We start from the raw sequence: 10,001 nt of genomic DNA on the forward strand, positions 1-10,001 counted from the left end.
GCCGTCAACGGCGGCACCGTCGTCGCCGATCCGACACCGTCACCCGACGAGTCGGCGTCGGATGTGACCCCGCCGACCGAGGAGGTCGAGCCGGGGACCGTCGATCCGTCGACCGGCGCGGTCGCGCTGCCGCCCTCGATCAGCGGATCCAGCGCGGCGCAGCAGACCTGCAGCGCCGGCGTCGTCAACTGACCCCGTCGAACTCCCACACCCGGAGGCTTCGACAGGCTCAAGCCCCCTCCCCCGCCACCCAGGTCCCCGAGCCCGTCGAAGGTACCGCGACCGCACACCCGGGCCTCGACAGGCTCAGCCACCTCCCCCCGAGCGCCGCCGCCCAACGGATGCCGCAGGGTCCGGCATCCGGAATCAGTACGTGGGCGCCGCCGGCAGGCCGAAGAACTCCTCGAGCGTGGTGTACCCGCCCTCGTGGTAGGCGCGGGCGAGCTCGCGACCGATGTAGCGCTGGTGCCATGCCTCGGGCAGGTATCCGCTCACGCTCTCACGACCCTCGGCGTAGCGCGTGATGAAGCCGTACTCCCACGCGTGATCCCGCACCCACGCCCCCTGCGGTGACGAGGCGATGTCGTCGAGGGTCCCGCAGGAGCCGTCGCACGCAACGATGTCGACGGCCAGCCCCGTCTGATGCTCGCTGTAGCCCGCGCGAGCGCTCTCGCGATCGGCTTCCTCGACGCCGCCCACATCGACGCGGCCGGCGTAGGTCGACTGCTGCGTCGAGTACGAGCGGAACGCGCTGAGGAATCCGATCTCGCCCGCCCCCGCATCGGATGCGGCCCGCACCAACTCGGTCAGGGCGCTCGCGGGAGCGGAGCGCAGCGCCGACTCCTCGAGCGCTCGGACGTTCTGCGGCATGACGAGATCACCGGCGCGGTAGTCGAGCGGATCGAGAGGGCGCTGCTTGTTGACGACGACCCACTCGCGGTTCGGATCCGACAGCGAGACGCACGGGGCGATCCCGGATGCCACCGCTTCGCGGAAGGCGCTTCCCCCACCGATCGCGGAGATGACGGCGGCGTCGTCTCCCGAGGCGAGGGCCGCGGTGACGGCGGGATCGTCGCACGGGGTGGCGGTCGCCGGAACGGCCGCAAGCTGCGGGACGGGGAGACCCTCCGCGGGGACGGCGGGCGGGCCCTGGAACGCGGGCGCCGTGTCGACGGTCGCGGTCTGCGCCGCCTCTTCGCCCCCGCCCGCGGAGGCTGCGGCGCCGATCGCGACGGCTCCCGTCGCCATGCTCAGCAACGCGACCACCAGCACACCCGCGCGACGGCGGCGCATGGTCAGTGTGCCGCCACGGACGGCGAGAAGGGCCCGGATGCCGACCGGTGCGCGTACGGAGGGGGCTCCGCTCTCCGCGCGGAGCCGACGACGCGTGGCCGGCTCGACCGGGGGCGTCACCGCGACTGCCGCCGTCGCGAGTCGCTCGGCCTCCGCGCGCGCGGCGCGGCGGGGAGAACGCTCGGGATCGGGGGGTATCACTCGACCCATTCTCTCGCCGGATCCTGAAAGCGGCGTGACCCCGCTCCGAACCCTGCGCGATGCTCCCCTCGCGGGTACCGGACGGACGCTACGTGTTGCCCGACCGAGAAAGGGACGGCAGGCTGTGAGGGCCGAGACCGAACCTGGGGGGACCATGCTCGACGACGACGACCGCCGACTCATGCACGCCGTGAACGCCTACCTGCAGGACATGCATCGCGTCGTGCAATCCGACACCGCGGGCGACCGCACGCCACTGGGCGACGAACTGAGTGCTCATCTCGGAGTGGATGCCGCCACCCTCCCCGTCACGAGCGAATCGGTGTCGGCGCACCGCTACGTCGACGCCGACATCGCCCTCGATGAGCTGATGTCACGAAGCGGCGGGCGCCTCATCGGCGTGACAGGGGGAGAGCAACGCCTGCACGTCTCGGCATCCGATCTCATCGCGGGCGCGTACTCGCAGTTCGCGCCGGGACCGGTGTCGTACGAGTCGCGCGACGTCAGCGCCGACGCGCAACGCCGCGTCGTGTCGTTCGGCGTGCGGCTGCTGACCTTCGCGGGGCAGCCGCTCGCGATCGTCCAGCGTGCGGCGAACCCACGATCGGCACCACCTCAGCCGCAGCTCGAATTGATCGGAAGCGACGCGGGTGCCACCGCCGCCGCGCTCGTCGAGATCCGCCGCCTCATGATCGAACGCAGCGTCTTGCGCGGGCAGGTGCTGTCATTCGCGCCGACCGAGTACGGCCACGAAGCCGGGGCCACCTTCCTCGCCCGCCCCGATGTCGCCGCCGACGACATCGTGCTCGGCGAAGGCGTACTGTCGCGCATCGTCGACCACGTCGTGGGGATCGGCGACCACCGCGAAGCGCTCCGCGCTGCCGGACAGCATCTCAAACGCGGCGTACTGCTGTACGGCCCACCCGGTACGGGCAAGACCCTCACGGTACGTCACCTTCTCTCACTCACGCCCGACACGACCGCGGTCGTGCTCACCGGCTCGAGCATCCGCTTCATCACCGCCGCGGCTGAGATCGCCCGCACTTTCGCGCCCGCGCTCGTGGTGCTCGAGGACATCGATCTCGTCGCGGCCGACCGCGGCCACTCGCCCCAGCCGGTGCTCTTCGACGTACTCGACGCCCTCGACGGGTTGGAACCGGATGCCGACATCGCCTTCGTGATGACGACCAATCACGTGCAGATCCTCGAAGAGGCCCTCGCCGCCCGGCCAGGCCGTGTCGATCTCGGCGTCGAGATCCCCCTCCCCGACGAGGCCGATCGGCGTCGCCTGTTCCGGCGGTACGCCCACGGGTTGACGCTCTCGGAACAAGCCCTGGATGCCGCCGCCGACCGGGCCGCGGGAACGACGGGATCGTTCGCGAAGGAGCTGCTGCGCGGCACCGTGCTGCGCGCCGCACTTCGCGGAGACGCCGAAGCCGACGACGCCGACCTGGCGGCCACGCTCGACGAGCTCCTCGACTCGGGCGCCGCCCTCACCCGCGTGCTCCTCGGGTCGCGACAGGAGCTCACGCTGAGCGCGACACCCGACGCCGACGGCGCGCCCCCGTTCACGGCAACCGCTTTCTCTCCCGGTGGCCCTGACGACCCGGTCTTGGTACCGACCGAGGGCGGCGTGCCGTGGGAGGACCTGGCGGATTCCCCCGTCGACACGACACCACCGACGCACGAGCTCGTCATTCCGATGCCGGTCTGGCACACGGTGGACGCCACGCTCGGCAACACCGGGTCGGTCGAACGAGTGGGAGGTGACCCGCTGGTCGCCGCGCGCGCCGTCCGCATCCAGCATGCCGGCGGCGTGGCCGCCGAACGGCACCCGGGCCCTCGCGCCACCGGCGGCTGGCCGCGGGACGACGATCATCTCGCCGTCCCGCTCGCCGAGGGTGACGAGGAGTTCCTTCTCGAGATCGTGGCGAAGAGCCGCCAGGTGAGTCGCCGGCTGCTCGCCGATGGCGACCTCGACGCGCAGACGCGGCGCGAACAGGAGGAGTGCCTCGAGGCGGACGCTCAGGCACTGCGATTTCTCGCGGAACAGTTGCCGCGCTGACGGACGGCACTCTCCCCCGTCTCGACGTCATCATCGAGTTCCGAACCTCTGATGTTGCGCATGTATCGAACATGTGTTCGACTGAGGGCATGAGGTGGCAAGGTCAACAATTGGGCGTCGACGACGCGGCCGCGCTCCCCGGCATGGAGCGTATGGACGGTCTGGTGCGGTCGGTGACCACGCCCGAGTTCGCGGGGATGACCTTCCACGAGGTGATGGCCAAGAGCGCTCTCAACCGCGTCCCCGGCGCCTCGGCGATGCCGTTCGACTGGACGGTGAACCCTTACCGGGGCTGCGGTCATCAATGCACTTACTGCTTTGCTCGGAAGACGCACGAATACCTCGACCTCGACTACGGCGCAGATTTCGATTCGCAGATCGTGGTGAAGATCAATGTCGCCGACGTGCTGCGTACCGAACTCCGTCGCGGGTCGTGGGCACGCGAACCCGTCATGCTCGGCACGAACACCGACCCTTACCAGCGCGCCGAGGGGCGGTACCGCCTCATGCCCGACATCGTCGGGGCACTCACCGAGAACGGCACGCCGTTCTCGATCCTCACGAAGGGCACCCTGCTGCGTCGCGACCTGCCGTTACTGACCGACGCCTCACGCGAGGTGAAAGTGACCCTGGCGATGTCGATCGCCGTCTTCGACGACGCCCTGCAGAAGTCGATCGAGCCGGGCACGCCCAGCGCAGAGGCACGCCTCGACACCGTGCGCGCGGCGACGTCCGCGGGTCTCCGCGTGACGGTTTTCCTCATGCCGATCCTGCCGCACCTCACCGACTCCATCGCCGTGCTCGACGACGCCCTCGCGCAGATCCGCGCCGCGGGCGCGGCCCGCGTCGTCTACGGAGCCCTGCACCTTCGCCCGGGAGCGAAGGAATGGTTCCTGCAGTGGCTGGAACGCGAGCACCCTCATCTCGTCTCGTCGTACCGCGGTCTCTACCCCGGCGTGTCCGCGACCGCGCCGAAGGCCTACCGCACGTGGCTCGGCAAACGCATGCGCCCACTGCTGCGGATGCACCGGCTCGACGGCTGGGACGAAGACGAGCACCCGAGCGGTCGTCCGCAGCCGGGACTCGCCGCCCGCACGCCCGCGAGCAGCGGCCTGGGACCGATCCGCAGCACGGGGGTCACGGCATCCGCCCGGCCGCGGGTCGCGCCCGCGAGCGAGCCCACGCTGTTCTGAGCACACCGGGCCGCCCGGTCCCGGACGCGCGAAACCCCCGCCGCGTACGCGACGGGGGTTTCGATGCGCTCGCTTACGCGGTGACGTTCGACAGCTGGCGACCCGAGATCTCCTCGATCAGGTCGTCGCCGAGCTGCGCCGGCTCGAACGGCGCCTGGATCTCGGCCCGGTCGAGCAGTTCGGTCATGCGACGCTGACGCTGACGGGTGATGAGGGTCACCACGGTGCCGGTCCGACCGGCGCGACCGGTGCGACCCGAGCGGTGCAGGTACGTCTTGTACTCGTCGGGCGGGTCGGCCTGGATGACCAGGTCGATGTCGTCGACGTGGATGCCGCGGGCGGCGACGTCGGTGGCGACGAGCACGTTGACGCGTCCCGAGGTGAGCTTCTCGAGATTGCGCGTGCGCTTCTGCTGGTTCAGGTCGCCGTGCAAGGCGACCGCGGCGACACCGGCATCGTCGAACTGCTCCGCGAGCATCTCGGCGTACGCGCGGGTGCGGGCGAAGACGAGCGTCTTGCCCGCGCGGTCGACGAGCGAGCCGAGGATCTCGGCCTTGTCGCGGTGGTCGATCACGAGCACGCGGTGCTCGATCGTGCCGGAGTCCTGGTCTTCGCCGGCGACCTCGTAGACGGCGGGCTCCACGAGGAACTCGTCGACGAGCGCCGCGACCTCACGGTCGAGCGTGGCCGAGAACAGCAGCTTCTGGCTGCCGTCGGCGGTCGCGCGCAGGATGCGCTGCACGGGCTCGAGGAATCCGAGCTCGCACATGTGATCGCCCTCGTCGAGCACGGTGACCTGCACCTGCGAGAGGTCGAGCTTGCCCTGGTTGAGCAGGTCCTCGATGCGACCCGGGGTGCCGATGACGATGTCGACGCCCTTCTTCAGCGCACCCACCTGACGCGCCTGGGGCACGCCACCGTAGATCTGCGTGGTGAAGAGACCGACGCTGCGCGCGAGCACCTGGACGGTGCCATCGATCTGCAGGGCGAGCTCGCGGGTCGGCGCGAGGATGAGGGCCTTGGGCGAACGTCCGAACTCACGACGCTGACCGGCCTGGGCGCGCAGGATGCGCTCGACGAGCGGGGCGCCGAAGGCGATCGTCTTGCCCGAGCCGGTGCGGCCACGGGCGAGGACGTCGCGGCCGTCGAGGATGGGCTTCACCGTGGCGGCCTGAATGGGGAAGGGGCTCGCCGCTCCGAGGCTCGCGAGGGCGCGCACCAGGTTGTCGCCGAGGCCGAGCTCGGCGAAGCCGGCACCGGTCTCGGTCGCGGCGTCCACGGCCTGCGCCTGCAGGCGCTCGTGCACGACGTCGACGCGCTGATCGTGCTCGGCGGAGCGCTTCGGCGTGTTGTTCCAGTCGCTGCGGCTCGGGCCGTCGTTGCGACGCGGGCGGTCGTCGAACGAACGAGCCGGGCGGTCGCTGCGGTCGAACGAACGGGCAGGACGCTCACCGGCGTCACGACGAGGACGCTCGTCACGATCGAACGAACGCGCGGGGCGGTCGGCGCGGTCGAACGACCGAGCCGGGCGGTCGGCGCGGTCGAACGAACGCGCCGGGCGGTCGTCGTTGCGGGCGGGACGCTCCTCGCGACGCTCGAACGAACGGGCGGGACGCTCGTCGAACGAACGAGCCGGGCGATCGGCGCGATCGAACGAACGCGCGGGGCGATCACTGCGATCGAAGGAACGAGCCGGACGCTCACCCGCGTCGCGACGCGGACGCTCGTCACGATCGAACGAACGCGCCGGGCGGTCGTTACGGTCGAACGAACGCGCGGGGCGGTCGGTGCGGTCGAAGGAACGCGCGGGACGGTCGTTACGGTCGAACGAACGAGCCGGGCGGTCGTCGCTGCGGGCGGGACGCTCGTCGCGACGCTCGAACGAACGGGCGGGACGCTCGTCGAACGAACGCGCCGGGCGATCGGCGCGGTCGAAGGAACGCGCGGGGCGGTCACTGCGGTCGAACGACCGAGCAGGACGCTCGCCCGCGTCGCGACGCGGACGCTCGTCACGATCGAACGAACGCGCAGGGCGGTCGCTGCGGTCGAACGAACGGGCCGGGCGATCGGTGCGGTCGAACGAACGAGCAGGACGCTCGTTCCGGTCGAAGGAACGCGCGGGACGGTCCTCGAACGAACGGGCAGGGCGGTCATCGCGCGACGAGGTGCGGATGTTGCGGGCCTCGGCGCGGCCAGCGCGGTCGGAGGCGTTCCAACGGCCCTTGTCACCGGTCGACTCCGCCTCGGGGCGGTAGCCGCGGTGGCTGGGGCTCTTGCTGCCGGGCTTGGCGGGCCCTTCCGTACCGGGACGACGCTTACGGTCCTGGAACGAGGTCTGAGCGGCGTAGCGCGGCTCGAAATTCTTGGCGGGACGACCGCCGGCGGGCTTCTTGTTCTTGGGCATGGGGAAACTTCCTGGGTTCTGTTCGCGCGAAACAGCGGCGCCGCTCGTAGCGGTGCGAATCCCGGACTCTCGTCGGCCGGGGGCCAATTCACTAGTGATGGTCGAGGCCGCGATCGCGTCCTGTCCATCGGCCCCTTGGACTACAAACCCATCCGCGCATCACGCACGGTGTCCAGAGCCGACCGCACCACGGTACAGCCCGCGCCTGGGAATGGTATCCATGCCCTGTCCGGCGACCCTTGTCCCACTTATGGTGACTCCCGAGCGCCCAGAGCAGCCACAAATGGGACATGCTCCGCGAAAAGTGGGACAAGGGGGGGGGCAGGACGCCGCGACGCGCGCCCGCGCACCTGCACGAAGATGGACGCATGGCAGACACCGACGCCCACCCCATCACGGTGGCGATCGAGCGGCGCATCGATCCGACGCGCACCGCCGAAGCGACCTCCTGGATGCAGGCCGGCACCGACCTCGCGACCGCCTTCCCGGGCTTCCTCGGCTCGGGGTGGGTGCGCGCGGGGGAAGACAGCGACCTCTGGTACATGCTGTACCGGTTCCGCGACATCGCCACGCTCGAGGGATGGGAGACCTCATCGCAGCGGCAGTGGTGGCTCGACTCCGGCCGCCCCTTCGCGCGCGAGGAGCGCGTCGAGCGGCGCACCGGCATCGAAGGCTGGTTCGATGCCTCGTTCGGTTCGGTGCTCGCCCCCGCGGATGCCACGACCTCGCCCGTGCAGCACCCGGTACCGGCCGCGCCCCCTCGGTGGAAACAGGCCGTCACCATCTGGGTCGGATTCTTCCCGACGAATCTCCTGGCGTCCTGGCTGCTGGGCTTCATCCCCGGCTTCACCGAGGTCCCGCTCGTGCTGCGCGTGCTGGCGACGACCGTCATGCTCACCCCCGTCATGACCTACGCGGTGCTCCCGTGGGTCACCCGCCTGCTGCGGCCGTGGCTGCAGCGCCCACCCCGCTCCAGAAAGGCCTCGTCATGACCGCCGATCCCACCGGCCAGCGCTTCCACCTGCGCGGACCCCACTCGTCCGCCGAGGTCACCCAGGTGGGTGCGGCGCTTCGCGCCCTCACCGTGGGGGGCGTCGATCTCGTGCCGAGCTATCCCGACGACCTGCCCACACCAGCGGCATCCGGGGTCGTTCTCGTACCCTGGCCGAACCGGATCCGTGACGGCCGGTACACCTTCGACGGTGACGATCAGCAGCTCGCGATCAGCGAGCCGAAGTTCGGCAACGCCAGCCACGGCCTGCTGCGATTCGGCACCTACCAGACCCTCGGGCACACCGACGAACGGCTGGTGCTCGGCGCCGACGTCGTGCCGCAGACGGGGTATCCCTTCCATCTGCGCACGCGCGTCACCTACACGCTCGAGTCCGACGGACTGCGCGTCGCGCACGAGATCGAGAACGTCGGGGCGAGAACGGCCCCCGTCGCGCTGGGCGTGCACCCTTACTTCCAGATCGACGGCGTCGCGACCGAGGATCTCGTCGTGCGTTCCACGGGTACGACGACGCTCGTGGTCGACGAGCGGAACATCCCCATCGACGAAGTGGCCGTCGACGACGCGACCGACTTGCGCAGCGGCCGACGGCTGGGCGACGCCTCGCTCGACAACGGCTATCGCGGCCTCGAACGGGATGCCGAAGGCCACGCCCGCCACACGCTCACCGCCCCGGACGGACGCCGCCTGGAGCTCTGGCAGGACGAGGGCTTCCGATGGGTCCAGGTCTTCACGACCGACCGCTACCCGGGGCACCCGCTCGCCGTGGCGATCGAACCCATGACGGCACCGGCGAACGCCTTCGCCACGGGGACGGATCTCGACACCCTGCAGCCGGGGTCCGTCATGGCGCGGGAATGGGGCGTCCGCTTCTCCTGAATCCCGCGGCTTGTCCCCCATTTGGGGGACAAGCAAATTGTTTTGTTGACCTGGGGGAAAAAGAAAGAACAAGCGGATTCAATTCACGCGGACAAAAGCTACCATTTGCGGTGACGGTAATCGTCGAGGCCGGGGCGGCCGAGAACCACGGCTCTCTCGGCAAAAGTCCGTTTGAAGCCGACGGGGGCCGAGGATCCCACGTGCTGGGGGTCCCGTTCCGTCCCGAGGAAAGACTCCCCCACATGAGCACCGCGCTCCCGTCCGTCGACCCTGAAATCCTCCGCATACCGCGTCTCGGCGGCCTCACGCGCCGCCTCGCGGCCGTGCCGTCGCTGCACGTCGGCGGAGCAGTGCTGTCTGTCCTGCTGGGCGGACTCCTGCTTTCCATGGCCACCACGAGCGACCCGCTGTGGTGGCAACTGCATTTCAGTCAACTCGGAATCTTCGGTGATTTCTCGAGTGCATTGTTCAATACGACGCTCAAGGTCAGCGGACTCATGGTCGTCGTGTTCGCCCTCTTCGTCCGACGGGATGTCCGCCGACTCGGTCGAGGAACCGTCCGCCGCGGAACCGCCACCCTCGCGTGCATCTGCCTGAACGTGGTCGGCATCAGCCTCGCCCTGGTGGGATGCGTGCCGCTGAACACCGACAAGGACCTCCACGACCGAGTGGCGGCCATGATGGTGCTCGGTTTCCTGGTCCTGCTCGTGAGCGCTCCGGTCATGCTGCGCCGGCTCGGAGCGCGGATGGCGATCAGCACCGTTATCGCCCTGGTGTGGCTCGCCCTCTCGATCGCGCTCTTCGTCACCGCCACGATCAACCTCGCCCTGTTCGAGACGATCTCGTGCGGAGCGATGTTCGCGTGGTCGGGCATGCTCACCCACACGCTCGGCGCCGTCGCGCTCCGCGCCGAGAGCCGCGCAGACGCCGACCACCCCGGCGTCGGGTGCGGCC

Annotated in this window: 7 protein-coding genes and 1 pseudogene; 6 read left to right on the plus strand and 2 right to left on the minus strand. The window is 70.1% G+C overall.

All coding sequences use genetic code 11. The features are described from left to right. A pseudogene (locus RWP81_RS10055) lies at positions 1–192 on the plus strand (LytR family transcriptional regulator); the annotation flags it as partial. A 174-nt stretch (positions 193–366) separates the two neighbouring features. Here the strand turns inward: RWP81_RS10055 and RWP81_RS10060 are convergent. Then, entirely contained in the window at positions 367–1,494 is a 1,128-nt protein-coding gene (locus tag RWP81_RS10060; protein WP_314455645.1) for a M15 family metallopeptidase, read from the minus strand. Positions 1,495–1,648: 154 nt separating this feature from the next. On the opposite strand from RWP81_RS10060, the gene RWP81_RS10065 reads away from it, so the two are divergent. Then, a complete protein-coding gene (locus RWP81_RS10065; protein ID WP_314455648.1) occupies positions 1,649–3,559 on the plus strand; it encodes an AAA family ATPase in 1,911 nt (636 codons plus the stop codon). An 89-nt stretch (positions 3,560–3,648) separates the two neighbouring features. After that, complete coding sequence (locus tag RWP81_RS10070) at positions 3,649–4,752, plus strand: Rv2578c family radical SAM protein (RefSeq protein WP_314455650.1); 1,104 nt, start codon at positions 3,649–3,651, stop codon at positions 4,750–4,752. Between the two features lie 73 nt (positions 4,753–4,825). Here the strand turns inward: RWP81_RS10070 and RWP81_RS10075 are convergent, their stop codons facing one another. Next, positions 4,826–7,156 (minus strand): DEAD/DEAH box helicase, encoded by a 2,331-nt coding sequence (locus tag RWP81_RS10075; RefSeq protein ID WP_314455653.1) that lies wholly within the window; start codon positions 7,154–7,156, stop codon positions 4,826–4,828. A 368-nt stretch (positions 7,157–7,524) separates the two neighbouring features. On the opposite strand from RWP81_RS10075, the gene RWP81_RS10080 reads away from it, so the two are divergent. The 3 genes from RWP81_RS10080 to RWP81_RS10090 all read left to right on the plus strand — a co-directional run. After that, positions 7,525–8,148, plus strand: a complete 624-nt coding sequence (locus RWP81_RS10080; protein WP_314455656.1) for an antibiotic biosynthesis monooxygenase — start codon at positions 7,525–7,527, stop codon at positions 8,146–8,148. After that, positions 8,145–9,047 carry an aldose 1-epimerase family protein gene (locus RWP81_RS10085; RefSeq protein ID WP_314455659.1) on the plus strand — a complete coding sequence of 301 codons (903 nt, stop codon included), beginning with the start codon at positions 8,145–8,147 and terminating at the stop codon, positions 9,045–9,047. The genes RWP81_RS10080 and RWP81_RS10085 overlap by 4 nt, the downstream gene beginning before the upstream one ends. Positions 9,048–9,289: 242 nt before the next feature. After that, positions 9,290–10,001 (plus strand): DUF998 domain-containing protein (locus RWP81_RS10090; RefSeq protein ID WP_314455663.1); only part of this gene is annotated, 712 nt, incomplete at its 3' end.

Source organism: uncultured Microbacterium sp. (genome assembly GCF_963521695.1).
GTDB lineage: Bacteria > Actinomycetota > Actinomycetes > Actinomycetales > Microbacteriaceae > Microbacterium.

What these genes read in the sequence shown, in the direction of transcription:
- RWP81_RS10065 (WP_314455648.1), top strand. Translation starts at nt 1,649, where the DNA reads ATGCTCGACGACGACGACCGCCGACTCATGCACGCCGTGAACGCCTAC.
- RWP81_RS10070 (WP_314455650.1), top strand. Translation starts at nt 3,649, where the DNA reads ATGAGGTGGCAAGGTCAACAATTGGGCGTCGACGACGCGGCCGCGCTC.
- RWP81_RS10075 (WP_314455653.1), bottom strand. Translation starts at nt 7,156, where the DNA reads ATGCCCAAGAACAAGAAGCCCGCCGGCGGTCGTCCCGCCAAGAATTTC.
- RWP81_RS10080 (WP_314455656.1), top strand. Translation starts at nt 7,525, where the DNA reads ATGGCAGACACCGACGCCCACCCCATCACGGTGGCGATCGAGCGGCGC.
- RWP81_RS10085 (WP_314455659.1), top strand. Translation starts at nt 8,145, where the DNA reads ATGACCGCCGATCCCACCGGCCAGCGCTTCCACCTGCGCGGACCCCAC.